This is a genomic window from Micromonospora sp. 4G55, assembly GCF_016803375.1.
Map to the genome: position 1 here is coordinate 31,533 of NZ_JAEVHN010000001.1, position 26,952 is coordinate 58,484.

Below are 26,952 nucleotides of genomic sequence, written 5' to 3' on the forward strand. Positions count from 1 at the left end.
GCGGGCAACCGATGTCGTAGGTGGCCTGTACGGTCGGCGCAAACGTGTCCGGAACCCTTGATCGACGAAAGAAGAGGGCCGTTGGAACACCTCCCCCCTCCCGCCACCGGGCGGCCGGCGCGCCTCCGCAGCAGCGGCGAACTTGATCAATACCATTGCTCCATTGCCCCCAACGATCTGTTCGTGGCGGCGGCTTCCGGCAGGAGGAAAGGGTGACCGACACGTTGGACGGCGGGTCGGACAAGCTTCGAGTCGTCGACCTCTTTGCCGGTTGCGGCGGTCTGACGTCCGGCTTTCACAGCACCGGCCGCTACCGGTCGGTGGGGGCCGTCGAATTCGACCTCGCCGCTGCAGCGACGTACGCAGCGAATTTCGGCGAAGAGAACGTCTACTGGGGCGATATCGCGGAATGGGTGAAGGGAGATCTGCCATCCGCTGACGTGGTAATCGGCGGACCACCCTGCCAGGGCTTCTCCAGCCTGGGCAAGCGCGACATCGGCGATCCCCGCAACTCGATGTGGCGCCAATACGTCCAGGCTTTGGTGAAGATCAAACCCGCGGCGTTCCTGCTCGAGAACGTACCGCAGTTCCAGCGCTCCGGTCAATTCCACAGTTTTGAGGAAGAGACGATGCCTGATGGACTGCTCAGCAACTACTCGTTGAGATACAAGACGGTTCTCGCCGCGAATTTCGGAGCGGCGCAGCTGCGCCGCAGATTCATCGTCATCGGGACCCACAAGGACTATCAGCGGATAGAGGTACCGGACGGGGATCTACCCCGAGAAGAATGGAGAACCGTACGCGACACGATCTGGGAGCTCCGCAACTCCGTCATCCCGGAGAACACCGAGCTTCCGGACGACACGGACCGGTTCTTCGGGCAGCAGGTACCAGGAGCTTTTAAGGCGTCGGCCCTGGACTTCGCACGAAGGTACACGGAGATTTCGATCGAACGCATGAGGAGCATCCCGCCGGAGGGGGATCGGCGTAGCCTCCCTCCACACCTCCTTGCCCCATGCTGGGTGGGACGGACCGACGGCATGGACGTGTTCGCACGCCTTCGCTGGGACCGACCTTCAGTCACCATCAGGACAGAGTTTTTCAAGCCCGAGAAGGGTCGTTACCTGCACCCTGAGGAACACCGGGCATTGAGCCACCACGAGGCGGCACTGCTGCAGGGCTTCAAGGACGACTTCAAGTGGTGCGGAACCAAGATCCAGATCGCCCGACAGATCGGCAACGCCGTGCCGGTAGAGCTGGCGGCAGGTCTGGCGAAGCACATTGCCGCCACATTGGACCGACACTAACCACGCGGTGCGTCTCGCGGCAGACGCATGATCGTCTCGGCGGTAAGCGCAGAACACAGATCTCGTACCTGCTGGTCGCTCAGAGCTCGAACATCGAGGAACGCCAGGTACCGCAGTAACCGGAGTGTGACGTCGCGGATGACCCGTCTCCGGGGAGTATCGCCGGGAAGCTCTACGACGGCGCGAGCAGTCTCACGTACGAGGCGTGGATCGCCGCCGATGCTGCGCCGCTCGAGAAGCTGGTTGAGGTCGCTCTCACTGAGGGCGACGAGGATCTGCTCGTGGCCGGCGAAGACCACTGCCTGCCACCAAAGCCGCGCCCACGTGTGCCTGGTCAGATCGGTCGCCACCCACCGTTCCCTGTTGTCCCGGCCGAAGCGCCACAAGGTGACGTGCGGTAGAGCGACGAGAGAGATGAAGGACCACACGTCTCGGTTGCCCGCTTCGGCCCAGGATAGATCCATGTGCCTGCGGATCAGCCCGGCGGCGTCCCGGTCGAAGGCGATTCGCGCATCCGGGCCGGCCGCCTTGGGAAAGCCGTGCTTCTCGGCGAGCGTCGACACGGCGTCGATCAGCTCCCGTACCCCCTTCCCGGACACGCGACCACCGACAGGGGCCCAGGTCTGATCCGGATGGCTCTCAGACGGAACAGAGGGCCTCCCTTCACTGATCTGGGCATACATTGCCGCGCCTACAACCGCCGGAAGATGCGGCCACAGTTCACTCACTGGAAGATCCGCCCCCTCCCGAGATGCCTGATCGCGCCTGAGACCTGGGTCCTGAAGTCGGCCAGTTCGGCTGGCGACGGTGGAGCAGCAACTGGCAGCGGCGAAGCAGCTACCGTCCTCGAGAGGACGTCGCCGACGCTGTCCGATGGCCATTCCTCGCGCTCGGCAAGTTCGTCACGAAGATGCAGCGCAAGCTCCAGCAGCAGCGCGGCGACATCCCCGTGCAGTTCGTCCAGCAGGGCCTGTTGCCTTCGGTCCTTCGCGCCACGGGCAACGGCTGCGCTCAACTCGCGATCACGCTTGTTGATGAGCACGCGGAACGTTCCGTAGAACGGTGCGGTGAGGTCTGTGCTGGTCTCTAGATGCCAGCTGGCGGCTGGCGAGAGACGCGTGTGCGAGAAGTCGATCTCATGCACGGGAAACATGGAGGACACGCTTTCCAGCACAACTTGCTGGACGTGTTCGGCAAGCACGGAGCCAGGAACGGCCGCCACCCCGATCGCTCGCCTGTCCGAGGGGCGAACCAGGCTGACAGTAGTGCGAAGCGTCAGGATCCCGGACAAGCGCTCCCCAACGAGGATGGTGTCGGCGACTGTAGCGCCACTCGGATCGAACCGCACCGGAGGAGATGCCTCTGTCATATTGGTCGTCGAACTGGTCCACGAAACGGTCAACGCCACGTCATCGAGCTCGAGTCCCGTCTCCTGACGAAACCTTTGTGCATCGACCTGTACGCGCCGCGCGACACGCAGGTCCGTGCCCGGATCCCACCCGTCGACCGCGGCCGGCAACGGGCACCACTCCTGGGCGCCGAGCAACATCCACGGTTGCCACACAACAATGCCGGGTTGCGGTACGAGATAGGGACGGACGTCAGCTGGCATTGGACGCCACCTGGCTCACTCGGAACCGCACGACGGCGTCGGGAACATGTGTGGCATACACGTACCACTCGGATTCCTCACCGGCGGGCACGTGAATGCTCCTTCCCGACACGACAACGTTCCCGGTAACGGACTGCCATTGCATGACTTGCGGCAGCGCGGCACCCAACGGGGGCTCGTTCTCGCGGCCGCCGCCTTCCACGACGACCTCCACGTCAGCTGACACGATCCTGGCGGTTACATCCGCAGGCACCATGACGGGAGCGACGAGGTACGGATGTCCATGATGAATCTGCAGAGACGGTGTGCCGGTCAGGCGAGGCTTCCGTCCCCGCCGCGACGACGAACCGCTGCCCGAGCTACCGCCCACCATCGGGCCTACCACTCCACCACTTGAAGGGCCACCCCTCCCGCCCGGCCCGTCGGTATCCCGGCCAACGCCGATCCGAGCGGGCACAATTCCCGCGAGCAGAGCCGACAGTTCCCCCAGGCCATGGTCGCCTGAGCCACCAGCCTGGGTTCCGAAGCCGAGTTTCTCGTCCACCTGCTTTTGGACGAAGGTGCGCGCTCCGAGGACAACGCCTCGCGCTGACCCGCTCAGCCCCTTGGCGATCCAGTCATCGTGCGTTGGCGGCTCGGCGGACGCGAACAGTGCGTCCGCGTCCTCGGACGCCTTGAACACCCCACCGTAGGACAGGCGTGTGTCAGGGTGGGGCGGACCCGGCAGGTAGTCCACGACCAGTTCAGCGACACGCATCCGAGCGACGTGGTGGGACGGTCCCTCAAAGGGCTTCGCCGCCGCGATCACCAAGCGGGTGTCTCCTCCGCCAGCGGCCCCCAGGGCCAACGCGAAGGACCCAGCGTTTCTCGGCGGGACGGTACGCGAGTATGAGGCACCCTTACCGGCCCGAACGTCATGCAGGGCCTCGACGAAGGTTGCCAGCTCGTCGAAGCTGTCAGGTTCGGGGACAGGTACTCGCGAGCCGTTGACGCCCACGACGAAGCGCATACAGCGACCGCGCTCGTCTGGAATCATCTTGGGCCACAAGTTCCACAGTACGGAGGAGGCGATGAACGTAGCGGCCTCCGCGGGCGTCCGCTCCCGTGCGTACGACTCCCACCCGGTGGAGCCCAGGTCGGCGGCGAGAACCACGATGTCCGTGCCGGTACGGCCGTCGGCGAATCCGGGTAGGCCCAGGGCCTTCGCTACTGAGTCCGCCTGCCCGGCCAGGATCGGGTCCGGTACGTCGTCCGGCGCCACATGCCCCCACCAGTGCCGACCGGTGAACCGCCGATCGCCCAGGAACCAGCTGTGTCCGAGTGCGGCGCCCATCAGCCGCCGGCCAGCCGGGCCGCCCGCGGCCGTGTTGGTGTCCACCAAGATGGCGCCCACCTGACTGAGTCGGTAGAAAATGCCCTTCCCGAAGCCGTACGTGCCACCGCCGAACTGATGATCGCTCGGTTCCCCGACGTTCCGGAGGAACTGCACGAAGTCCGGTGTCTCCTCGTCGCGCGCCCGCTCACCGGCACGGAGCGGACCGCCCAGACCGCCGGTATTTCGGTCGGAAACGACCAGTACCACGGCGTCGGGCCGCAGAGCATTGTCGAGGTCGACGTTCGAATCGCTCGGCGGTCCAGGCAGCAGCAGTTGGCGCCAGGCGTCGACGTTCTCGCCCAGCACACGAACATCGACTCCGAACTCCACCGCGCCTTCCGGTAAGTGGGCGTCCCAGCTGTTCTGCGCCGCCTCTCTCACCAGAACGGTGAGCGGGTCAAGCGCAGGGCGGCCCAACTGTTTGACGATGCCTTCCGCGGCGGCCGATCCTTCCGGCGCGAACGGCTGTGACCACCAGCGGCCGCTCAACGAACAGTCTCCTCGGCGATCTCGGCCAGCGATGCCCCGGCGGTCAGCGGAAGCAACGCGGCGAGGTCGACCTGATAACTCAGGTCTCCGACGCCGTGCGGAAGAGCGCCGGCGCCCAGGGACGACGGAACGAGGCGAGGTGTGCCAACGCCTACCACGAGCCTGAGCACTTCCTCGATCGCGAAGGTGTCGAGGTCGGGTCGATCGGGCTGTTTGGACCAGCCTGCCGCCGACAGGCGTGTACGGAGCGCGGCCCGCGACGCTACGGCGTCGCGGAGCTCGTCGACGAGGTCACCCACACTCCGCCCGTCAGGGTCTTCCACCACCCGCAGTAGGACAAGGTCCAACGGACGTTCGTCATGGGTGTTCAGTTGCTCCAGCCCGTGCACGACAATGGCATCGCTCGCGGCGCTCAGACCCTTCACCTCAAGGCACCGGGCGGTTGCCTCGAAGTCGTGCGGCTCGTTGAGCGGTCCCCGCCACGCTTCCAAAGGGAACCCGGGGTCCGCTTCGACTAGGGAGGAGAGCACGGTGAGCTCGGCGAACAGCCCTAGCTTGGCCTGACGCGACAGACCACGGAGGAGACGGCTCCGGAATAGTCTCCGCCAGCGTGTCACGGCCCCGATCGCGGCCGACGCGGGTCGCTGCGCCCCCGACACTGCCTCCAGCACGTCCGTCACGACCTCGTCGAACTCGGGGAAGAGGTCGGACTCGGCGCACGCCACATCGACGTACGCCACGGCAGGGCCCCCGAAGCCGAGCTTACGAACCGCCATGCCCAGCACCGCCGGCTTGAAGTCGACGGACACAGCCTCGTCGCCCACAGGAACAAGAAGATGACGGGTGCCGGCGCCGTCGAGCGCCACGCGGCACGGCTCCGCACCGCACACGACCTCGAGCGGGAAGGACACCAGCTCCTTCGCGCGCGGCGGCACCAGAACCGCCCACGCACGCTCGAGCGTGGTGGGTTCAATCTCCGTCACACCATCTCCTCGGTGTCGACGTCGAGCGCCTCGTCGACGTTTTCGCTCTCGACGTCGGTGAGGTCTACGGCGACGTGCGTAGCCTGAATGCTCTTCGTCTGGACGTCTCCCGGGAAGGTGATGCCCATACCGACCACCGGCCCCACTGCGTCGAGCGCGGTACGCAGCAGCGTCTTACGGTCAGCGCCCTGCTTCGGGCTCACGGGCTCGCTCGTCGGCTCGATCAGGTAGAGGACGATCAGCCCCCGGTCGTGACAGACCGGGTCGTTGTTGCGCAGCGCAACAAGATCGCTCTCGCCCAGAGCCCGCGCCTGGGCGGGCGTCAGACCGAGATCGAGCGCGCGGTCCTGTTTACTCATCAGCGTCTTGATGTCGGCACGCTCAGCTTGACCGTCGTTCAACCGCGACCGGATCGAATACTGGATGTCCAGGCCGCCCAGCCTCTGGGGCTCCCCATCACCGATGACGACGGCTACTGACCATGTGGCAAGACTCGGCGGGTCGCTCGTGAGCTGTTTGTCGATGTACTTGACCATGAGGTCTGGGTCCAGGTCCGGGGAGTCCTCGTGCACCTGATAACGCGAGAGAAAAGTCTTCACGAGCGACACGGGGACGTCTCGAACTAGCTGCGCACCGTCCACGTCCTCGTCGAGCCGGCCATGCCGGACCGCCTCCTGAACGAGGTACTCCGCGGCCTGGAGGTTGCTGTCCAGCCAGTCAATGTCCCCGTGCCGAAAGTACCGCGTCTGTAGGCGACGTCCGGCGTACGAAATGAAAGCTGGCTGGGCGGCGCCCATCTTGGCCGTGATCCGCAGAGCCGGGTGCGTGCGGATCCTGACCGCTGCCTGGGTCGGCGTCAGGTTTTCCCGCTGATAGCGGTCGATGTCGTCACGCATTTCGTGTTCGACAGTCGCCAGGTGCCGGAACGCCCCTGCGAGACTCGGCGTCATCCAGATTCGGGGCAGGTCCTCGAACCCAGTGCGGTACCCGAACCAGCGACCCATCTGAAGCAGAGTGTCGTACGCCGTCGCCCCCCTGACGAAGAAGCTGACGACGAGCCCTTCCAGGGTCAGCCCTCGGGAAAGTGTGTTCCCGCCCACGGCGATTGCCACTGTGGAGGGCTCGGAGTAGTCGAGCCGGTCCTGACTTCGGTAGTTGTCGAGAACGACTCGCGTCGAGGCGATGACAGTGTCCAGGTGCGGCAGCACCTCGTCGAACGAGTTCTGCTTACGGTCGAAGTCCTCGGCGGGTACTCGTGACGACTCCTTCTCCCACAGGTTCCGCCAATGATCGAGCACCTCAGGTCGGCCGGAGGCCAGTCCGGCCCTGGCTTTCCGTTGGAGCGCCTCGAGGGGCGCTCGGTAGCTCTCATGGACGGCGATCTTGACGGACGTGTGGATGAGCATGGTGCTGTGGTCGTTGTCGCCACGGGCCCGGCGAGCGGCCGTGGCCAGCCAGAACCAATGAACGGCCGTCACCAGCTCGTCGATCATGGTGGGGGTGAACCCGTCCGCAGGCTCCTTGCTGCCTGGACGCAACAGGGGGACGTCCTCCTCGGCCACGAGACGCACCATGTCGTAGCCGTCCGGCGGACCCTGCTCGTCGCCCGCTTCCCATTCGACGGCATCCCGACCGAAGATCTTTTCGGCCCGAAATAGCCGTCTGGACGTGGCAGATTGAGGATGAACGACTTCGGATACAGGTCGTCCTGGGCAGGATCCACGAAGACATTGGCGAAGGGCGTTGCGGTGTACCCGACGTAGGTGCACCGGGGCATGAGGCTCAACAGCCTGCGGATGAGCGGGTTGATGCGTCCGGTGGCCACCGAGGCCTGATCGGCCTCGTCATCAATGATCAATACCGGAGCGGACTCGAGGGCCTTCCTTCCGTTGGGCGTGTCGAGCCACTTGATGAGCTTGCCGAGGACGGCGGCATTCTTCTTAACGACAGCCAGAACCGTCTTCTCCGGGCTAAGAGCGGCCGAGGCGTCGTGCGACGGCTTCACGAAGTCTCGTGACTCCTCCGTCAGCGTCACCCAACGGTCCGGGTTGAGGTCCTTGAGATACTGATCTAGGCGCACCTGAGTCTGGCGGCGAAGCCCGTTGTGGATGCCGGATAGAACGATCACAAGGCGGTACTGCACGTCTGCCAATTTCGCCACGACGGCGGTGAAGTTCGTGGTCTTGCCGCTCTGTACGTAGCCGACCACGAGACCCTTCGAGTCCCACTTGGGCCGGTCCGGCCGAGGGGTGTGGGCCACGACGGTACTGGACGAATAGTCCACGGAACCGATCCGTTCAGCCGGCCATCCTTCGGCATCGAAGCGGGCCTTCAACGCGAGCCAATAGCGGTCGGCATCTCCAGGCCCGCTGTACCAGTCGTCAGATCCGGCAGTGATGATCGGCGGGCCGCCGGCCTGCACCTTCGCCTTGTCGGCCTCGAACTGACGTCGAAACTTCTCGACGAGAGCTTCCGGCAACGACTCCGAAAAGCTGAGCACGGCCGCCTCGACGCCGTTTCGCCTGGCCCAGTCCGCGAAGACGGTGTACAGGCCCAAGATCCACCACCTTTTTAGTTTCCCCCGGAGGAACTTAGCGGAGCGGGAGCCGAAGAAACACCCCGGCGACCACGGCAGAGATCACACGACTACGGTGAGGCTGTGCCCGACGGTCCCGTGCCGAGTTCAGCCGGCGTCAGTGGTCGCATGCAACGACAGCGCCGGAAGGACACCCAGCCCGAGCTGGCGATCCGTCGTGCCCTGCACCGCGCAGGGCTTCGGTACCGGATCGGCGTACCAGTCACCAGCTCGCGTCGCCGGACGATCGACATCGCCTTCACCCGTATCAAGTTGGCTGTTTTCGTCGACGGTTGCTTCTGGCACGGCTGTCCGCAGCACGCAACCTGGCCCAAGGCCAACGCCGCGTGGTGGGAGGCGAAGATCTTGAAGAATCGCGAGCGGGACCGCGAGACCACCCGGCAACTCGAGGACGAGGGCTGGACCGTGATACGAATCTGGGAGCACGAGCCAGCGGAAAACGCCGCAGACCGCCTTGTCGACGTGGTGAGGGGCATGCAGGCGTCTACTGCTCTACCGCTGCCCGACGCAGTCATCGCAAGCGACAGTCGGGACCTCACGTAACAGCAAGGGATGCGACTGCTGCGCCAGCGCGTGGACCTCGCCCTGCACCCCGAACAGGTCGTCGTTCGGCTCGTAACGGCTGACGATAAGGGTGCGGTCACCTGGGCACGTTCCGCAGGTTGGCCGAAGCCATCGTGCCGACTTCCCGGTCAACCACGACACCAGTCGTCTCGGCTACCGCACCAGGCGGTGAGTCAGGAACGGGCTGGGCGTTCCGTGCCAGAAGACGGCCAGCTCATCGCGAGCGCGCGTCGCCGCCACGAAAAGCATCGACCGGTAGCGCTGGCGCTCCCGCTGATAGCGCTTGGGATCGTTCTCCCGCCACGAGTTGATCACCTGGTGCGGCACGAGCCCATCGCTGACCCCGGCGATGATCATGCGCATGTACTCCAGGCCCTTGAACCGGTGCATGGTGCCGATGTGCACGCCGTCCGATCTGACCGGCCCATCGGGGCCGATCTCCACCACGTCCACGTCGTCGGACTGGAGACGTGCAGCGAGGTCGGCGGCGAGCTCTCGGGTCGGTACGCAGATCGCCACCGACCCGCCGGGCAGATCGCGCCATGCCTGCATCTGGGCGGCGATGAGATTCTTCTCCTGCTCCCAGGTCGAGGCGCCGCGGAAGGTCGGCTTGCCGCCTCGCAGTAGGGACCGGTAGCCGGCAAGGGTGTCCTTACCGCCGTCGAGGTCGTCATACACCTCGCCGCTCAACAGCTCTAGGGCGGTGGCGAGGATCTGCCGGGTGGTGCGATAGCTCAGGGTTAGCCGGTGCGAGCGGCCGCGGATGTTGATGCCGAGGTTCGACAGCATCACGTGGTTGTCGTAGATGCGCTGATGGGTGTCCCCTACGAGGAACATGTCGTCAGGTCCGTCGGGCACCATGGCATGCAGCATCTTCCAGTGTGCGGGGCTGAGATCCTGAGCCTCGTCGACGACGACGTGCCGGTATCGGTGGCGTGGTGGTGTGCCGGCCACGCGATTCGCCTCCAGACGAGCCGCGCGCACGGCGACCTGCCGCCAGGTCCAGACCCCCCGACCGTCTAACCAGCTGGTGAACCGCTCGGCGAGCTGCCAGACCTCGCCGCGAGCCTCTCGGCTGAGCGGCCTGCCGCGGCCGGGACGGCGGGCCTTGAAGTAGTCGGCCGGGGAGTCAAGCATCTGCCCCAGAATGATCTGAGCCCACTCGGCTGCCAGGAACTCGGCACTCCACCTCGTCACTCCGAGCTCAGACAGGAACGACTGCCAGTGCTCAGTGATGCGGTACTCGTCGACCAACTCTCTGCCAGCGCCGCCGTCTGCTTCTCGTGCGACCCGCATGGCGAGCCGATCGATGTTGACGACGTCGACGCGGCGCAGCAGTTGCTGCCCGCCCAGGGCGAGGAGCCGGGTGCGCAGATCCGCGGCAAAATTTCGATTGAACGTCGTCAATAGAATTGGGCTGTCGTCGCCCGGATCGAGGGCAGCGGCCAGATGGGCTACCCGGTGCAGTGCGACGATCGTCTTGCCCGTGCCAGGACCGCCGCTGACGCGGGTGGCACCGGTGGTTTTCTTCTCCACCAGCTTTCGCTGCGTCGGATGCAGGAAGACCTGCCAGCGCTCGAACGACTCGCCCAACATGGCCTGCAGAGCCTCATCGTCGGACGTCGCCTGGGTTCCCGGGCGGATGACGGCGGCCGCCAGATCCTCGGGGTCGATGACATCCTCTGCCCGTACCGGTTCGGTGACCTGTTCACGCACCTGCTTGACAGTCTTGCCGTCGTACAGGGCCAGCAACACGTCAACAGTCAGTTGCGGCGCGTGATCGATGAGGGCGAGGAGCTCGTCTTCCGTGTTTAGCGCGCGGATGTGAGGCAGCAACGGCTCCGCCACACCAAGCGCCACCAAGACGTCGTCGTCGTAGGCGGCGAACAGCGGCGCGGCCTCCGGGGGGACCATCCGCCCGAGGACGCCCTCGTCCACGGGTCCGAGGTCGATGACCTCCAGCCCGCCGGTGACGCGGTTGACTCGGTAGGCGTAGCGGCCCAGATCGTCATACACCTCTCGGCGGTGCTTGACGTCGATGAGCAGGTACTCATGCTCGGAAATGTGCAGCAGGACGGCGCGCAGCTCGGCGTTGACCCGCGCGGACCACAGCTTCTCGCCGCCCTTGAGCTGTTTGAGCCGCAGTCCGGGACTTTGGGGGTTGTTGCGGAACTTGTGTTGGAACTCGTAGACGGCGCCCTTGTCTGCCCGCGTCAGCTTCATGATCTCTTTCTCGGCGCTTATCAAGACGAGCAGCCGCGCCCCTGTGTTCACCGATCTTCCTCCCCGCGACCTGTGGTGATGAGTTGTACCCCCATCGTCTGCTTGGCCCGTCGGCGATGCCGCAGCGCGGGCCTTCATGCTCTTGATCAGGTTCGCGGTGCAGATGACCCGGCACGCTCTGGCCTGGAACAGCGGAAGCAGGGTGAACTGCGCACACCGTGCTGGCTACAGCGGCACGACTGGCCGGTACGACGGGCGCAAGCGCTCCAAGGGCGTCCTCAAGCCTCTGCTGGAGTTCATCCAGGTGGTGGCCGAGTATCTGTCGACCTCATCGTCTTCCGACCTCGTCGTGGATTGCGTTCAGGCTGGGCTGAAAAACCCCATTCGAGGCTGCTCCGGCCAGCCGATGAGAAGTCCACGGTCTAGGAGTGTGTTGTTGAGTTCGCAGCTCGTCTCAGGCAGCAGGCTGCAGACGTGGCATGCGGCGAGGTTCAGGGAATCTGATCCGCTGGCCCCCGACTCCATGCACAGCGGGTCCGCCGAACACCACGTCGCCCTCTTCAGCGCCGACGTCAGCGTCCGGCGGAGCCGCTCGGGTTCGCCTTGGCGGACGATGCCACCCAGGCTTCCCGCGGAGTCACTGGTCGCCGTGTAGATGAGCAGACCGGCCATGCCTTCCTCTGTGTAAAGGCGTTCGCGCATGGCGGAGGCGGAGTAACCGGAGTCGAGGCTCCACTCATTGATCAGTGCGTGGGCGAGGCTGTGGATCAGAATCGAACGAGCGGTCACGCGGGAAGGTGGCGCCGGCCGCCCCGACTTCTCGGCACGTCGGGCGAGCAGCTTCTCGGAGTTGCGGATGACCTGCTCGGCGCGTTTGCGCACCTCAGGCTGAGCCTCCCACGCGGGCAGCCTCTCATCCGACAGCCCGAGGAACACACCCTCCCCCGCCACCTCCATGGCGGGCAGCCAGTCCAGTTCACCCGCCGACAGGGCGGCCCTGCGGGCGGCCGGGTCGGCCGCGCTCGGCGGCTCGACTCGGGTGAAGGACTGCAGCACCCGTACCTCGCGCAGTCGTGTCACCAGCATGACCTGACCGATCTCGGGGAGGGGCGCGTCACCGTCGATGGGCCGGCACTCGAAGTCATCGCTTTCGTCGACGCCGTCGGCGGTGGGGGTGCACAGCTGTTCGTACTCTTCCGCCTTGAGGTCCATCTCCAGGTTGACCTCGTCGGATGGTCCGAGGGCCTCGAGCCGCTCGCGTCGTCGAACCGCGTCGATGATGTGCTGGGCGGTGACGTTGCCGCTGAGCAGATTGGCATTCTTGGCCTGACGCGCGATGACGTCATCGTTCTCGCCCCGCCACATGGCGAAGTGGGGATCGATCAACTGCTGCAATTTTGTCGACCAGGGCGGAATGGCCAGGGAGGATCGCACCACGCCGAACCATGCGGCCGAAGAACCTCGCTGCATCGTTCGGGGCGCTTTGGTGCAGCCGGCCACCCGTTGGCCGCCGCTCAGCCAGGGACGTGCGCCGGAACACATGATCTTCAGCTTGCGAAGTTCATTGCGCCGGAACGCGCCCTGCATCGACGCCTTCCGGCCGCAGCCGCAGACGATTTCGATTGACCGAAGGGACGCCGTTCGGCCCGTGGTGACCATCCGGAGGTCCCGTGTACAGGGACTGTCGTCTTGCGCGCCGCGGTGCACCCAGGCTCGATACGGGAAGTCGTCTAGATGGCCGTCTTCGCAGGCCAGCACGAACCGGGAGGGGATCAGCGAGCCGCCACAGGCACAGCTGGACCCCTTGCCGCCGAACCGGCCGTAGGGCTGCAACAGTGTGCAGCGCTGGCACGAGTAGTAGTTCGGGAACCGTCGCAGCGCCGCCCCGTAGTACGGGCTCTCTGCGGGTGGCAGGTAGAGCTCGGAGACGCCTAGCGCGCGTTGAAGGCGAGGCTCGTGGGTCTGCTGCGCGCGGTTGACCTTCCATTCCTCGAGTCCAACGACGATGTAGGACGCCTCGTCGATCGCAATCATCGAGCCGACGCCGTAGGTGGTAATCATCTGAGCACGACGTACCTTGCCCGTAACGGCGGGGGCGGGAGCGGTGGGTCGTCGCATCGGGCGCCGGCCCTTCGATCCTCCTGGCCTGGTCATCGTCCCTCCCGGTTCAGCAGGTTGGTCTCGACGTCGACGTCTCGAAGACTGTTCATGGTTGGGAACGAGTGCGGCAGGTCGTCGTCTTCGAAGGTGCGCAGGAGCGCAGCGGAATCCGGTCGACGCTTGGTGTCGCCCGCCCACTTGGGCTTGTGGTACAGGAGGTCGCTGTTCCAGTCGACGAGACCGGTCCAGTCGCTGATGATGTCGTCGAGATCCTTCTCGGTCGAATCCAGCTCATCGGGTGCGATCCGCTTCACCCGGTCCAGAATGCGTGTTGCCAGATCCTGTAGCTCTGGCATGAAGTCGTCGAGGCGACCCGCCCCGTCGTCCTCGCGGGCATCCGGAATCGTCAATCGGGCGGCCCCGATCAGCGCGGCGTGCAGCGCACGGTCGCGGGCGCGCGCGGAGAACGGTGTGACGCTCGTGGACTCGACCTGTCGATACAGCGCCGAGTGGTAAGCGCGGAAGTTCTCGTAGTGCGAGCGGTCACGCGAGCGTGCGGCGTTGTACAGCATCACGACCAGGCCGGGGTAGCGGCGGCCGACCCGACTGGTCGCCTGAATGTACTCGGCGGTCGTCTGCGGCTGGCCGGTCACCGTCATAAGCCCCAGCCGATCGACGTCCACGCCGACGGAGATCATGTTTGTCGCCAACACGACGTCGAGCGCGTAATTGTCAGGATGGCGCACGTCGAGTTGACGGAGCCGGGAGGGAATGTCGCTCGCGGCGACGCGGCTGGTCAGCTCGGTGGTCTCCACCTCGCGGAGGTTGCCGTCCCCGGCGAGTAGCTTCAGACGCCCCGCGACGTCGTCGTTGACCTGAAGTTCGGCTGCGGCCAGCAGCCGCAGGCTGTTGAAGTAACCGATAAGCGTCCAGTAGGCATCGCGGACGTCGTCCTTCCCGTCGATGATCGCGGCATGATGCAGCAGGGCGGCGTACGCCCGCACCAACAGAGTCGCCTGGCTGGTTCCGGGGGCGAACAGGCCGACGTACCGTCGCGAGGGTTTGCGTTCCGGGGGGGCCTCCACGGCGAACCAGGAGTCGCGGGCGTCGAGTCCGGACGGGGGGAACTGGTGGACGTCCCGGTCGAACAGCGCCTTGCCCTGCTCGCGGGCACGGCGGATCGTCGCCGTGGACGCGACCACCTTGGGCCTGTTCGCGGCGATGTCGATGGCTGCCTCGTAGAGACCGACGAGCGTGCCGAGCGGGCCCGAGATGAGGTGCAGCTCGTCCTGGATGATGAGTTCGGGTGGCGGTGTGCCGTCGGGTGCGTTGCGTCGGTTGAACAGTGCAGCCGGGTCGGCCTTCCAGGTCATCTGAGCGAACTTGTCGACCGTGGCGATGATCAACGTTGGTCGGTGCTGATACACGGACTCGTCCACGAGGTGTACCGGGAGCCCGTCGCGGAACTCGCAGTCTGCGTTGCCGCAGGCGGCCACGAGTCGCTGCGCGCCGAGGTCGACGCGATACTTGAACTCGTCGATCGGGATGCCGCACCAGGGGCAGCGGCGCAGCTGCACGGGATTGTTGTCCTGCAGCGTCTCCCCCGCGCGGAGCTTCTTGAGCGAAGCCTCGGCGTCCTTCAGTTTGTTCGGGGTTGCGCTGGAGCCCACCCACATGCCGATCGAGATCTCCTCGCCCGGGAGGTCCCGCTGGTCCTGCCGCACGCGCTCCATGGCGCAGATCAGTGTGGCAGCACGTTCGAACTGCTGGAGCGTGAGCAGGCGCAGCGTGTAGCGCATCAGCACGGTCACCCCGCCGCCGAGCTCACGCCGACGGATCCTGCGCAGGAACACGGTGAAGGCGACGAGCCCGAGGTAGGCCTCCGTCTTGCCGCCGCCCGTGGGGAACCAGAGCAGGTCGGCGATCTGCCGGTCCTCGTCGTCGGAGTCGGCGATGCCCTTCAGACAGAGCAGGATGAACCCAAGCTGGAACGGGTACCAGCGGCCGATGCCCAGGTCGACGTCGGACGTCTTGTCGCGCATCATGACGGTCCGGGCCCGCTGCGTCGCCATCGCCCTGTTGGCGAGCTTGAAGGCGCGCATGACCTCGGGATCGCGGGCGAGGAGATCGACGCCAGCGGCCATCCGGCGGTAGGTGGTGCGGCATTCACGTGCCTGGTCCAGGGCCACCTCGGCGTACGGCGACGTCGACATGCCGGCCGCCTCCGCCTCGCGGTCCTCGACCCACCTCCGGTACCCGTCGGTCAGCTTCCGGATCGTACGCAACACCTGGTCGGTGTCGCCTTCGGCGAGATCGATCATCCTCAGGCCGGAGACGTCGATCTCTGTGTTCGACTCGGAGAGCCGCACGTCGAAGATCGGCGTGAAGGAGGAGCACACCCTGGCGACGGCTCTCCGACTGTCGGACGCTCCTCGGGTCGTGGGTTCGCTCCACTCTGCGGCGCAACCATGCCCGGTGGCGAACGTCGGCGCGTGGCGGTAGAGCATCGCCGAGACCAGGGTCTCGTCGTCGTCGCCGACGGACGGCGCGAGTTGTTCGACGATCGCCGGCTTGTCGGAGTCGGACGTGACGGTTAGGCCGCACTGGAAGAAGCACCAGGGGTCTCGCAGAAAAGAGCCCTGCACGGTGTGAACGTTGACCAGCGTCACCGTGACGGTGAGGTTTCCGCGTGTTTGGTCCGGCTCTCTAACCAGCGCCCGGATCTCCAGCCCGGGGACAAGGGGGTGCGTGCGCCGGCCGGGCAGCGTGAGGTCGATCGTGACCGGCGCGGCGTCGACCGCGCGGCGTCGCCACCTGATCGGTGACTCGTCGGTGGAGCGAGCATTCTCCACCTCGGCCTCCACAGGATTGCCCGCCTCGTCGACCGGCTCGTAGACCGCGGCTTCGACGGAGATCGTGAGGCTGCCGCACCGCCGGTCCACGGCGAAGGTCAGGCCCATCGTGGAGGGGCTCTGGACGTTGGCCATCGACACGCCAATGTCTGGCTGCTCATCCGTATCCAGCCGAGCGCCCGCTACGTCGATGTCGGCCTCGGCGGCGTCCTCGGCGGCGTCCTCTGCCCCACGCTGCGGGAACAGCACTCCGGTCAGGTAGGTGTTCACCGGCTCGTCCGTCAGGATCTCCTCTGTTCCGCCCGCCGGGCCGAACAGATCGAGAACAAGGCGTTCGGTCAGGTCCGTTCTGAACCGGAAGTGCTCGTCGAAATCACTCATCGTCGGACTCCGCCTTTGCGTATCGGAACCAGCTCAACCCGCTCAGCCGCGGTGCCAGCCAGACTCCGTGTTCTCCGAAACCGGCACGCCGCCCCGCCGCGGTGCTGCCAGCGACCGCCTCGACATCATCGATCCAGCAGTTCGTGATCGAGTCGGGCCAACGCAGATGCGCATCGAGTTGCTTGCGGCCGTACATGTATCGGGCGAGAGCCTTTCGAAACAGTGGTGACACCACTCCGATGGGTTGGCCGTCGTGCTCGACTATGTACAGCGGGATGGACAGGTCGTCCTCGGCGAGCTCTGCACTGCGGGTCAGGGTGACGGGATCGCCCGGCCGAACCTTCGTCGCGAGATACTCCTGCAACTTCACCGGGTCCGCGCTGAAGGCGACCATGCCGGCCGGGAAGTCCTTACTGACGTCACCACTCTCCAACGCCATACCGTGGCGCTGGCTTCGGTTCCGGAAGTGATAGCGGCACCAGCGGCCTGAGCTCGTGTCACGCCTGATGTACACGGCGCCGTACTGGGGGAGCTGCTCCAGCCGGAACATGTCGTCTCGGCATCGGGTCATCGCCATGTACAGCAGACGTGCCTCCTCCATCGGATCGTCGTCCTCCCGGCGCCTGTGCTCAATCACGAACACGCGGTCGTATTCGAGGCCCTTGGCCCGGTGCATCGAGGAAACCGTCACGGCATCCGATGGCGACTGGATGGCGAGCCTCGCCAGACGACCGCGTGCGAGTGCCGAACGAAGCCGACTGAGATCGATGCGGTCGGCGCCCGTTCGGCTGGCCGGCAGCAGGGCCTCCCACGCCGCGGCCAGCGACTCGCCGGTCAATCCGGTGTGCTGTGCGAACGCAGCCAGGTCGGCAGTGAGGCCATCGTGCCGACGGAACAGGTTCGCCAACCACCGGGGACTGACATCGTCACCGGCGCGGCGCTGCAGCCGATGCTCGATACCCGCCTGGTGAAGGAGTGCCGACACCTCCAATGCCTGACCGTTGTCCCGGCACAGGATCGCGCAGCTGCCTTCCAGGTACATGAAGCCACCGAGGACGTCGTCCAGACGCCCGGCGGTCGAAACGCCGAGGAACTCCTCCCTTATGCGCCTGGGGATGTCGGCCCCGTAGGCCGCGGTCGGCACGCGGAGTGCCTCGCCGCACGCGAGGAGCCCGGGCGAGCGTGGCGTGCGGGCCCTGAAGTCCCGGGTGAGCGCCAGCTTGATCAGCCCAGCCCCGTAGGTGTCGCGTACCCACGAGAAGATGTCCGGCTCACTCCCGCGGCTGCGGACCTGGAACCCGTAAATGGCCTGAGCCGGATCACCCATCATGGTGAAGCCGCAGTTCACCGATGTCAGCAGCGCTTTGACTAGCTCTCGGCGGTCGCCGACGAGGTCCTGCACCTCGTCGAGGAGCACGTGCCGGAGCGAGCCGATGTACGCGTTGGCGTGCCCGTCGAGGATGGCGCCCGTGGCCTCACGGATACGTTCGTCGAAGGGCAGCTGGTGCCAATCCTGGTCGGCGTAGGTCTGATTCAGCAGGTCCAGCGCCCAGGCATCGAACGTACGGGCGGTCACGAACCGGCTGCGGCCGGTGGAGGCCGCGGTTCGAGCTGTGAGCTCGCGCACCGCGGCCCGCGAGAACGAGAGCATCAGGACCTTGTCGGCGGACAACTCCTGGTCGAGAAGATGGTCGAGACGGCGTACCAGCGTGTACGTCTTCCCCGTGCCCGCTGGCGCGATGACGAGGGTGCGCGAGTCGGCCGGGAGGGCCGCGACGAGGGCCTGCTCCAAGGTAGGTCCGTCGACAGTCATCTGTGCGCTCACGACTCGCTCCACATCTTTTCGAACTCGGTGAAGGCGAGCTCCTCGCCGTAGTTGACGATGTTGTCGCGTACGTTGAGGATCAGGCACCGGTCCGTCCCACCGTTGGCGGGGCCGCGCAGGCCACGGCCGATCATTTGCTGGTAGACGTTGGGGCTGTACGTCGGTCGGGCGACCACGACGGCACGTGTGGCAGGCGCGTCGAAGCCCTGGTGCAGCACGCCGTAGTTGGTGAGAACCCGAATCCGCCCCCGGCCGAACTGTTCGACGATGCGCCGCCGGCGTGCCGGTGGCGTCTGCGAGTCGACTGCCGCGGCCCTGGCGCCCTGGTCGTCGAGCACAGCGGCGAGGAACCGCGCGTGGTTGACCGAGGTCGCGAAGACCAGGATCGGCCAGTCCCGATCCAGGTCGAGCAGCGCCTTGATCAGGGCCTCGTTCCGCACATGGTCATCGGCAAGCCGCCGTTCCGCCTCCGGCGGTAGCGTGCCGCCGCGCAGCTGGGACATCCGAGACACCTCGGAGTCGGTGAGCGTCAGCTTGCCCCCCTCAAGGACGCGGTGGTCGACGCGGGCCAGTACTCCCATGTTCTGCAGCACCCGATACGCGTCCTCGCCGAACACGTCCTTGTCCAGCCGGCTCTTGCCGTACCTGCTGACCAGGCGACTCGTCTCGGCGCTGTTCTTCCCCCGGAACGGCGTCGCGGTCAGTCCGATGAGCGGGCGAGCCGTGCGATGCTGGGTCAGCCCGAATTGCTCCAACAACCGGGTGTAGCTCTTCGTGGTGGACCCGTGTGCCTCGTCCACGATCACCAACGCTGGCTCGCGCAGCCAGGCGTACGCCGGCTTGTCGAGGTTGTAGGTGAGCTTGTCGTCGCTGGCGATGACGAGATGGGGGTTGTCCGTGACCGGGCCAGCGTCGCGGGTGCTCCAGAATCTGCTGATGGTCAGCCGGGTCTTCCCCACGCCGACCTTCTCCCAGACGTAACGCCAGCTCTGCACCGCCTGTTCGCACAGTTCCTCGGACTGGGCGATCCACAGGATCGGTCCGCCAGGACCCTCTGATCCGTACTCCTTGAGGTAACGGATCACCGCTTCGACGGCGATGCGGGTTTTGCCCGCACCGGTCGGGAGGCTGAGCATCGCACGCTCCGGTGACTCCTGCATCAGCAGTCGATGCATCCGGCCTGCCAGCTTCTCCTGGTAGTCGTGGAGCGGGAAATGGGGCGTGGGGCCGGCGACGTGCTCGGTCTCCAGCGGCTGCTCCTCCCGCACGCCCGCCAAGGGGTTCGGCAGACCCAAGTCGGCTACGACGCTCATAGATTTCCGGTCGCCGGTGAAGCCAACCGCAAGCACCTCGTGGGTCTTCCTGAGATCCTCCCGATGGTGCCGCAGGATCCCTTCACCGTGGGCGTGCAGCGCCAACTCGGCGATGCGACGATCGCCGACGGGCGCGCCCGCGCCTGCCTCTTCCCAGGCGAGCAGCCCCTCGGGCAGCCCGCGGCGTAGCCGCTCCGCGCCGATCAGCAGAAGAACCTTCTCCGCGGTGTTCTTCGTTGCGCGGACCTGCTTGAGCACCTCCTGGTTCTTGGCCTCCTCGCTGCGGGCGAGGACGATCTCGATCTCCTGCGGGGACAGGTGCAGGTCGAGTTCTCGCGAAATGGCCAGAAGAATCGAGCGCTTGTCCGTCGCATGACGAACGTAGACGACGCCGTCGTGTGCCGCGACCTCCAACGGGCTGGTGCGCATGCCGTTCGGGGTGCGCGTCACCTCCTCCAGTTCGCTGCACTGCACGAAGGACCACCCCTCGGCCATCCGCCCGCGCAGGATTCGGAGGTGGGGGTACTCCGCGACGACGGCGATCGGTTCTGTCTCCTCGACCTTGCGCAGCTCGGTGCTGATCGTCGCGGCGTACCGGCGCATGCCCCAGTGCTGCACCATCGCGTCGACGTCGGCTGCAGTCGGCGCCAGCAGCGCGGGGACAGTCTCCAACACCAGTGCGTCGTATTCTTCCCGACTCGACGTAACGCAGATCTGGTCGTCGGGCCGAGTACCCCACGTTGCGCCGATCCGGCAGCGGGTGTCACCACCGGGCCAGTCGGCCCCCGATCTCAACACCAACGCGTAGACCATGCCGGGTAGGGCGTCTTCCTCGGTGGTGGCGACGGCCTGCACCAGGTGTCGCCAGAGGCGCTCCGGTATCTGGTCGACAGTCGCGGGCAACCCGAGCACGTCGGCGACGCCACGGTCGATCAGTGCGACCGGGAGTGCGACGCGGTACTCGTTCAGCGAGGGACCGACCGCGAGTTTCACTGGGACGAGGCCCCGGCTGCTCTGCAGCATCCCGTACCGGCGGACCATCCACACCAGGGGAGAGGCGACCTGCTGCGCGTGCCGGCCGGCGCGGGCGTTCCAGTCGCCTACCAGCCGGCCGGCAGGCAGGTACTTGATGAACAGATGCTTGGCCTCGTCGCTGAGGCCCGTGAGCACGCCGAGCGGTCCGGGCGGGTTGGTGCCGTCGACGACGAGGCTGCTCAGCTTGGGATGTACGACTCCAGCCGGGAGTTTTGCACACATCGCATCGAGGGCACGGGCCCGGTAGTCCTCGAACCACGCCTCGCCGCGCGGGTCGCGGTCGGCCACCGGCACGTCCGACATGCCAAGCGCCTCGAGCACCGGTCGGTCGGCGGAGTGAACTCGTAGGTCCACGGCGGCATCCCGGTCACGGCTGCCGTCAGCCGGGACGACTCGACCTGGAAGCAGGCAGTCGATCGGGCGGCGATAGCTGCCGCCGACGGTGCGGAGGCGCAGGTCATGCCACCAGCCGGGAGTCGACTTCGCAATAGCGTCGGCGGCCTCGCGCGGTGTCACCCGGCGGCACAGCTTCCAGAAGCCCTCCCACTCCCGCCCGTTGTAGTGGACGAAACCCTTGTCCAGGACAGCGGTGAGCCGCCCGGCGGGGCTGGCCTCGTGGACGCCCAACGCGTCCAGCGCGCTGCGCACCCCGATCACGTCCGTCACCCGCGGATCGACGTAGACGAGGTCGTCGGTCAGCTCGTCCTGTCCACTACGTTGGAAGACATCGGTGGCGCCGATGGACACCATGCCGTACGACTCGGTGAGCAGGATTCGCGCGTTGCGTGCGCTGTCCGCCTGTTCGTGGTTGCCGGTGACCATCGCAGCGGCGATCTGGACGGCATGGGCGGACGCGTCTGCGGTGCCGTCCGACACGAGCGCCTCCAGCCACTCCCGGGCGGTCGCCTCGCGACGTTCGGCACGGTCGAACATGAGGCGCGCCTTCGCACGACGCTCCCTGTTCTCGATCGACTTATGCGTCCAGTCGACCGGCCTGCCGGGGTGGTCCGCCCACAGCTTCAGCCACGCGTCTGTCATGTTCTCCGGCGGCATCTGCAGCTCGGCGGGCCGACGGAGATTGCCGGTCTGGTCGGGCAGGGAGGGCAGCGACGCCGCGGCTGTCCACACGGCCTTGGTCAACCGCTCGTCTGCCCACTGCGGGGCTTCCCGGCCACGGCCGGGAAGCAGCATCAGGTAGGAACCCGGGTCCGCCGGATCGACGAGCTCCGGTAGGGACTCCACGACGAGTCGAGCGGCCTGCTCGATCAGTTCGTCGTTGAAGGCGTTGTGATCGAAGAGGTTCTGTCGGTCCTCACTGGTCTTCCACGGCGCGTTGAGTAGACCACGCAACGTTGTGGCGTAGTTGGTGGGGAAGTAGGCCCAGAACGTGCCACGATCGCCGAAGCCTCGGCGCGGTACCGCCCATGCGATGTCGATCTCGGGGCGGTCGTGCAGCTCTCCGGCGCTGGCCAAGGCCGTCTCCGATGGAGAGAACGTGCGACGGAAGACGTGCCATTCCGTCGTCGTCTCCTTGCCGTCGGCGCTGAAAGCCTGCAGGGTATGCAGCGTGCTGGCGAACTTGACGAACAGTTCGCGGATCACCGGTTGCTGGCCGGAGCGGTCCTCAAGAGTCAGCGAGGCGACGTGGGGCGAGAACAACTGAAACTGCGAGGGGAAGTTTCTGAGGTCCTGGCTCAGTCGCGCCACGCTGCCGGGCAAGAGGGGCAGCCGCACTACGGTGACCGCCCACTCGAGTAGCTTGGCGAGCAGCGGGTCCTGCACCGCCGCCTGCTCGGTGTCGATGGGGCGGGCCATTCTGAGCACGGGGATGTCGATCGCGCTCGGTACGACCGCGCGGATGGCCTGCTGCGCCCACTCTCGGTCGAAACCGAAGGAACCGGTTGTGCTGAAGAACTGGGGCGCGTCGCTGACGGTGAGGACGGATTTGACACCTACGCCGAAGCGGCCGATCTGGCCGCCTCGCTTGCGGGAGACGCTCATCCGAAGGATCGTGTCCGCGCCCTCGGGGGTCATCGGGTTGCCGGTGTTGGCACAGTAGAGGAATCGATCGGTGAGAATGACCCGGATTTCGCCGTTCTTCAGACCGCGCATCTCGTCGGCGCCGTTCTGGACCAGCTCGTAGACCTGGCGCTCGCCGTAACCGCCCTGATTGATGCGCCGCTCACCGTTGGCGTGCTCCTGGATCAGGCCCGCATCGATGCGGTACGTCTCGAGGACGCGTTGCGACTGCTCCTCGACAACCTGTCGCACTGATTGATCTGATACGTCCGCATCGGAGGTTGAGGGCCTCATGTTCCGCCTACGCAGGGATTCTGTGGGTGGACAGGTGGACCAGGACTGCTTGGTTCGCTTCCCAGCCATGGGTGAATTGACTGGGACGTTGAGATGGACCGGCTCGGTGGTGGGATGAGCGCCGAGCAGCTCGGGATTCGCGCTCGGGGCTACCACGTCGCAGGCCTGCCAGCGGCGTGACGTGAGCACGCAGAGCCGCCCCGACTCCAGGTGGAAGGCAGTGGCGTCCCGCCGCTCCGAAAGCGGATGCAGCTCCGGTGCCCTCTGCGCGGGGCGGTCGATAAGGTCGTCGACCTGCTCGTTGGCCCGCCCGATGGCGATCAGCGGCTCGGGTAGCCCAGGCCAGCTCTACGGCGGCGCGCACCACCAGTGTCGACTTGCCGGCTCCGGGCGGCGAGTCGACGACGGCGCCTCGGTGGTGGCTGGAGCGCAGCTCGGCCAACACGGCGGTGATGACACGTGCCGCCTCGACCGCCGGTGGTACCTCCAGCCCAGCAATCATCGCCCCTCACCTCCCCACAAGGTGTGCCGGGGACCTTACCGGCAAGGTTCCTGCCAGCAGGACCCCTGAGTATTCACCTGTTCAGCCGGTCTCGCATGGCCTCTTTGCGCTGTCAATAACCTACGAAGTTGATATTGCTCAAGGGCAACTACTTGCCAGAGCTGCGGCTTCTCCCCAGGTCAGGGCATAGGTCGTAGAGAACTAAGCCATACCCGGCCGCAGCGAGTTACGGACTGGGCAACTACTGCAACGATGTAGAGAAAATCTGTCGTGGAGCCGACAGCAGAACTTTTCGGCTGCTGCAAGTGCACGCTTGCTACTGCCGGAACAAGGCATGTGTGGTTTTCGGGAGGCGAACCGGGGTCGCTGCGCGAGGGGGTGAGGTGGCTTGAGTTGAAGCAGGCGGACCTCTTCTTCGTCACGCTGGTCAAGTCCGAGGAGCACTACTCCCCCACGACGATGTACGCCGACCGGGCCATCACCGACAGCCTGTTCCAGTGGGAGTCGCAGAGCACCACGTCGTCGGCGTCGGGGACCGGGCAGCGCTACATCCAGCACGCCGAGCGCGGGTCGACGGTGCACCTCTTCGTTCGGGAGAGCAAGGTGGCCGACCGCGACCTGGGCGCGCCGCCGTACCTGTACGCCGGGCCAATGACGTACCAGGAGCACACCGGCGACCGGCCGATGCGAGTCCTCTGGCGCCTGCATCACCCGCTCCCCGCCGACATGTACGCCGCGGCCCGGGCAATCGCCGCCTGATGTCAAACCCAGCGGAAGCCGGCTGACCTCGCTGCCACGCCGGGGTGCATCAGGCACTCAGTACGGGCCGGCGTTTCACAGTCTGGTGGCCGCCGACCCATGGTCGGCGGCCACCAGTGTTCAAGCGGTGAATTGGGCTATTGGACGCCCACCCTCTGCTTGTTGTAGTTCGTGCCCTGACCGTCCGGCTTGTAGTTGCTCTCCACGTTGCCGGCGATGTCGATCGAGAACCAGTTGACGGTGGTGTCACTGTTCACCGTGATGTTCTGGACGCCCTCGCGCATCCCAGCCAGCGCCAGCTTCGGCGAGCCATACGTTGGCCGGCCTCCGTCGAGTGTGTAGTACACGTTCGCCGGCTCACTCGTGCTGAACGTGAAGGCCGTAGCACCAACCTCCTGCTTGACGACCTTCAGCGCAGTCTTCGGCTGGATCTCGTCCGTCGCGTACGCCCGGGCCACCTCGAGGATGGCGATGTTGCCGTTGGCGAACTCCATCGCCTCCTCGTGCCCCTCGGCGAACGGCGGCTGGAAACCGACCGCGGTGAACCGCTTGGTCGTCGGGTTGTAGATGTCCGCGCCGACCTCGAAGTCCCAGCCGATGATGCCCCGGTTGTACCAGTGCTCGTCGGCGCTGTTGCCGGCCGCCGAGTAGAGCACGTCCGTCACCGGTCCGGTGCGACCCGGCCAGATCGCCGTGCCCCGATATTCCTGGACCCGGGAGAGGATGTAGTCCGAGGAGGTCCAGAAGTACGCCTCGGTGCCCTGGTCCACCCGCGGCAGCACCTCCCGCCCCTCGGCCTTGTACGCCCCCGGCGGCCACATGAAGTACCCGCCGTAGGAGTGGGTGTTCATCGAGAGCTTGATGTTCGGGAAGGTGTCGACCAGCCAGACCTCGTTGCGCGCCTCCGGCTCGGACAGCTCGCTCGGCCCGGCGAACGTGTCGCTGGTGCAGTTGGTCGCCGACGCGCCGACGTAGCCGTCGAAGACGGAACCGACCGAGAAGTTCCGGTTGAGGTCCACGCCCCAGGAGTTGCGGCGGCCCGGGTCCGCGTTGGACGCCGGGCAGTGGTTGGTCATGTTCCGCCGCTGCATGTTGAAGTCGTACATGCTGTAGTGCGCGCCGTCCGGGTTGACGACCGGCAGGATGAAGATGTCCAGGTCGTCGACGATCTTGCGAGTGTTCGGGTCCTGGGCGTAGTTGCGCAGCAGCCGCTCGGCCGACTCCACGCAGACCAGCGGGGTCACCCACTCCCGGGCGTGCTCCTGGCAGTAGAGGAAGACACCGACCTTCGAGCCGTCGCGGTGCTTGCCGATCCGCAGCACCTTCATCTGGAACGGGTCGCGGGACACGCTCGCCGGTGCGTTCAGGTTGTCGGCCAGCTTGGTCACCGCAGCCGCGGCCACCACGCCCGTGCCGGCGTTACCCCGGTATGTGCTGGCCGTGAGCAGCTTGGCCGCGTCGGGATTGCCGTTGACCGCGGCGACGACCTGCGCCGCCGTGCTGGTGATCGCACCGGAGCCGTTGGTGGCCAGACTCACCGTGACCGCCCTGCCGGACACGCTGAGCGTCAGCGGGGCGTTCGCCGTGCCCGGGTTGACCTGCGACATGGTGACGCCGTTGCCGCCCTCGGAGCCGTACGCCGTCGAGGTGACGTAGACGGTGCTCGCCGCGGCGGTGCCGAACTGCGCCTGCGCCTTGCGCCGGTAGCCGTTCGTCTTGTACGGCAGGTCGATCAGCTCGGTCAGCTTCGGGAACTCCGCGGCCAGGCCGGCGAACCGGGCGGTGACCTCGGTCGGGTCCATGTAGTGGTCGACGAAGTCCGACACGTACGGGTGCTTGCCGGGGTTCTTGCGCGGACTGCCCAGCCACTTGGCGACGTCGACCGTGGCCGAGCCGCCCTTGTTGCTGGTGATGGTGGCCTTGGTCGGTGCGGCGGTGATGGGGACCGGGTTGCTGAACCGGTGGTACATGTACTGGCCGGCGTCGGTGAACCGGGACATGGTGGCGGTGCCGCCGGAGCCGATCTCCGTGCCGGGCCCGCTGTCCCAGCTGGCCGTCAGCACCGTCGTCGAGTCGGTGCCGGCGCTCGACTTCACCTCGATGTTGAGGAAGAGCTGGCTGTCGAGGCTGGAGAACCATTCGGCCCGCAGCACGGTCAGGTTGTCGGTGCTGGCCGTCGCCGCCGTCGCGGCTCGGATCGCGGCGGACCGCTCGGCCATGTTCTGGGCGTAGTCGCTCTGGTCGGAGATGGCGTCCTGCACGTCGAAGCCCTTGTCGCGCAGCGCCTGGCTCTCCTCGGGACTGAGGATGGCGTGCACCTCGATGCCGTTGTCGACCGGCTTGACGTACTCGGCGAGGTCGACGCCGAGGTCGTTCAGGCGGTCGATGCCCGACGTGTCGGCGACGACGATGCGCATCAGGCCGACGCCGTTCTGCTCGCCCGTCGACGACCGGTCGGGCGCCACCGCGCTGTCCGACGTCGGACTCGCCAGGCCGGGTGCGCCGAGGGCGAGCGCCAGCGGAAGCGCGAGCAGGGCCAACAAGCGACGCGGTCCGTTGGATCTTCTTGTACTCCTCATGAGAGTCCTTCCGGCGAGGCGATCCAGAGGGCCGCGCAGCCGAGGTGTCCGGTAGGGACCTCGGCTGCCGCAGCTGCGCAAAGTGTGATCGCCGTCTCACCATCAGTCAAGATCGATGAGTACAGGATGGACGTTGGTCCCAGT

The 26,952-nt window shown here is 66.3% G+C and carries 14 protein-coding genes and 2 pseudogenes; 3 read left to right on the forward strand and 13 right to left on the reverse strand.

Features of this window, described 5'->3' with window-relative positions; genetic code table 11:
• Positions 1-212: 212 nt before the first annotated feature.
• Entirely contained in the window at positions 213-1,307 is a 1,095-nt protein-coding gene (locus JNW89_RS00185; protein ID WP_238447087.1) for a DNA cytosine methyltransferase, read from the forward strand.
• On the opposite strand, the gene JNW89_RS00190 is transcribed toward JNW89_RS00185, so the two are convergent.
• The 6 genes from JNW89_RS00190 to JNW89_RS00215 form a co-directional block, all read right to left on the reverse strand.
• Complete coding sequence (locus JNW89_RS00190; RefSeq protein WP_238447088.1) at positions 1,304-1,906, reverse strand: hypothetical protein; 603 nt, start codon at positions 1,904-1,906, stop codon at positions 1,304-1,306. The genes JNW89_RS00185 and JNW89_RS00190 overlap by 4 nt on opposite strands.
• A gap of 125 nt (positions 1,907-2,031) precedes the next feature.
• Entirely contained in the window at positions 2,032-2,919 is an 888-nt protein-coding gene (locus tag JNW89_RS00195; RefSeq protein WP_238447089.1) for a hypothetical protein, read from the reverse strand.
• Positions 2,909-4,783: a hypothetical protein gene (locus JNW89_RS00200; protein WP_238447090.1), complete on the reverse strand. Its 1,875-nt coding sequence runs from the start codon at positions 4,781-4,783 to the stop codon at positions 2,909-2,911. Before JNW89_RS00200 ends, JNW89_RS00195 begins: the two co-directional genes overlap by 11 nt.
• Positions 4,780-5,766 (reverse strand): PD-(D/E)XK motif protein, encoded by a 987-nt coding sequence (locus tag JNW89_RS00205; protein ID WP_238447091.1) that lies wholly within the window; start codon positions 5,764-5,766, stop codon positions 4,780-4,782. Before JNW89_RS00205 ends, JNW89_RS00200 begins: the two co-directional genes overlap by 4 nt.
• Complete coding sequence (locus JNW89_RS00210) at positions 5,763-7,328, reverse strand: Z1 domain-containing protein (protein WP_238447092.1); 1,566 nt, start codon at positions 7,326-7,328, stop codon at positions 5,763-5,765. The genes JNW89_RS00205 and JNW89_RS00210 overlap by 4 nt, the downstream gene beginning before the upstream one ends.
• On the reverse strand, positions 7,256-8,323 hold the full coding sequence (locus JNW89_RS00215; RefSeq protein ID WP_238447093.1) for a hypothetical protein: 1,068 nt from the start codon (positions 8,321-8,323) through the stop codon (positions 7,256-7,258). Before JNW89_RS00215 ends, JNW89_RS00210 begins: the two co-directional genes overlap by 73 nt.
• 102 nt (positions 8,324-8,425) lie before the next feature.
• On the opposite strand from JNW89_RS00215, the gene JNW89_RS00220 reads away from it, so the two are divergent.
• Positions 8,426-8,905 (forward strand): very short patch repair endonuclease, encoded by a 480-nt coding sequence (locus JNW89_RS00220; protein WP_238447094.1) that lies wholly within the window; start codon positions 8,426-8,428, stop codon positions 8,903-8,905.
• Positions 8,906-9,079: 174 nt separating this feature from the next.
• On the opposite strand, the gene JNW89_RS00225 is transcribed toward JNW89_RS00220, so the two are convergent.
• The 6 genes and pseudogenes from JNW89_RS00225 to JNW89_RS00250 all read right to left on the reverse strand — a co-directional run.
• Positions 9,080-11,200, reverse strand: a complete 2,121-nt coding sequence (locus JNW89_RS00225; protein ID WP_238447095.1) for a UvrD-helicase domain-containing protein — start codon at positions 11,198-11,200, stop codon at positions 9,080-9,082.
• Positions 11,201-11,509: 309 nt separating this feature from the next.
• Complete coding sequence (drmB, locus tag JNW89_RS00230; protein WP_306344770.1) at positions 11,510-13,303, reverse strand: DUF1998 domain-containing protein; 1,794 nt, start codon at positions 13,301-13,303, stop codon at positions 11,510-11,512.
• Positions 13,300-16,482, reverse strand: coding sequence for a helicase-related protein (locus JNW89_RS00235; protein WP_238447097.1), 3,183 nt, complete (start codon positions 16,480-16,482; stop codon positions 13,300-13,302). The genes drmB and JNW89_RS00235 overlap by 4 nt, the downstream gene beginning before the upstream one ends.
• Positions 16,475-18,307 (reverse strand): UvrD-helicase domain-containing protein, encoded by a 1,833-nt coding sequence (locus tag JNW89_RS00240; RefSeq protein ID WP_238447098.1) that lies wholly within the window; start codon positions 18,305-18,307, stop codon positions 16,475-16,477. The genes JNW89_RS00235 and JNW89_RS00240 overlap by 8 nt, the downstream gene beginning before the upstream one ends.
• Positions 18,304-22,926 carry a DEAD/DEAH box helicase family protein gene (locus tag JNW89_RS37470; RefSeq protein WP_238447099.1) on the reverse strand — a complete coding sequence of 1,541 codons (4,623 nt, stop codon included), beginning with the start codon at positions 22,924-22,926 and terminating at the stop codon, positions 18,304-18,306. The genes JNW89_RS00240 and JNW89_RS37470 overlap by 4 nt, the downstream gene beginning before the upstream one ends.
• Before the next feature lie 49 nt (positions 22,927-22,975).
• Positions 22,976-23,220 (reverse strand): annotated as a pseudogene (locus tag JNW89_RS00250) (helicase); the annotation flags it as partial.
• A gap of 549 nt (positions 23,221-23,769) precedes the next feature.
• Between JNW89_RS00250 and JNW89_RS00255 the strand changes: the two are divergent.
• Positions 23,770-24,229, forward strand: a pseudogene (locus JNW89_RS00255) (DUF3427 domain-containing protein); the annotation flags it as partial.
• Between the two features lie 137 nt (positions 24,230-24,366).
• Here JNW89_RS00255 and JNW89_RS00260 read toward each other — a convergent pair.
• Entirely contained in the window at positions 24,367-26,772 is a 2,406-nt protein-coding gene (locus JNW89_RS00260; protein WP_238447101.1) for a M14 family zinc carboxypeptidase, read from the reverse strand.
• Positions 26,773-26,952 lie beyond the last annotated feature (180 nt).

Coding starts and splice junctions, on each gene's coding strand:
- drmB (WP_306344770.1), bottom strand. CDS start 13,303: ATGACCAGGCCAGGAGGATCGAAGGGCCGGCGCCCGATGCGACGACCC.
- JNW89_RS00195 (WP_238447089.1), bottom strand. CDS start 2,919: ATGCCAGCTGACGTCCGTCCCTATCTCGTACCGCAACCCGGCATTGTT.
- JNW89_RS00235 (WP_238447097.1), bottom strand. CDS start 16,482: ATGAGTGATTTCGACGAGCACTTCCGGTTCAGAACGGACCTGACCGAA.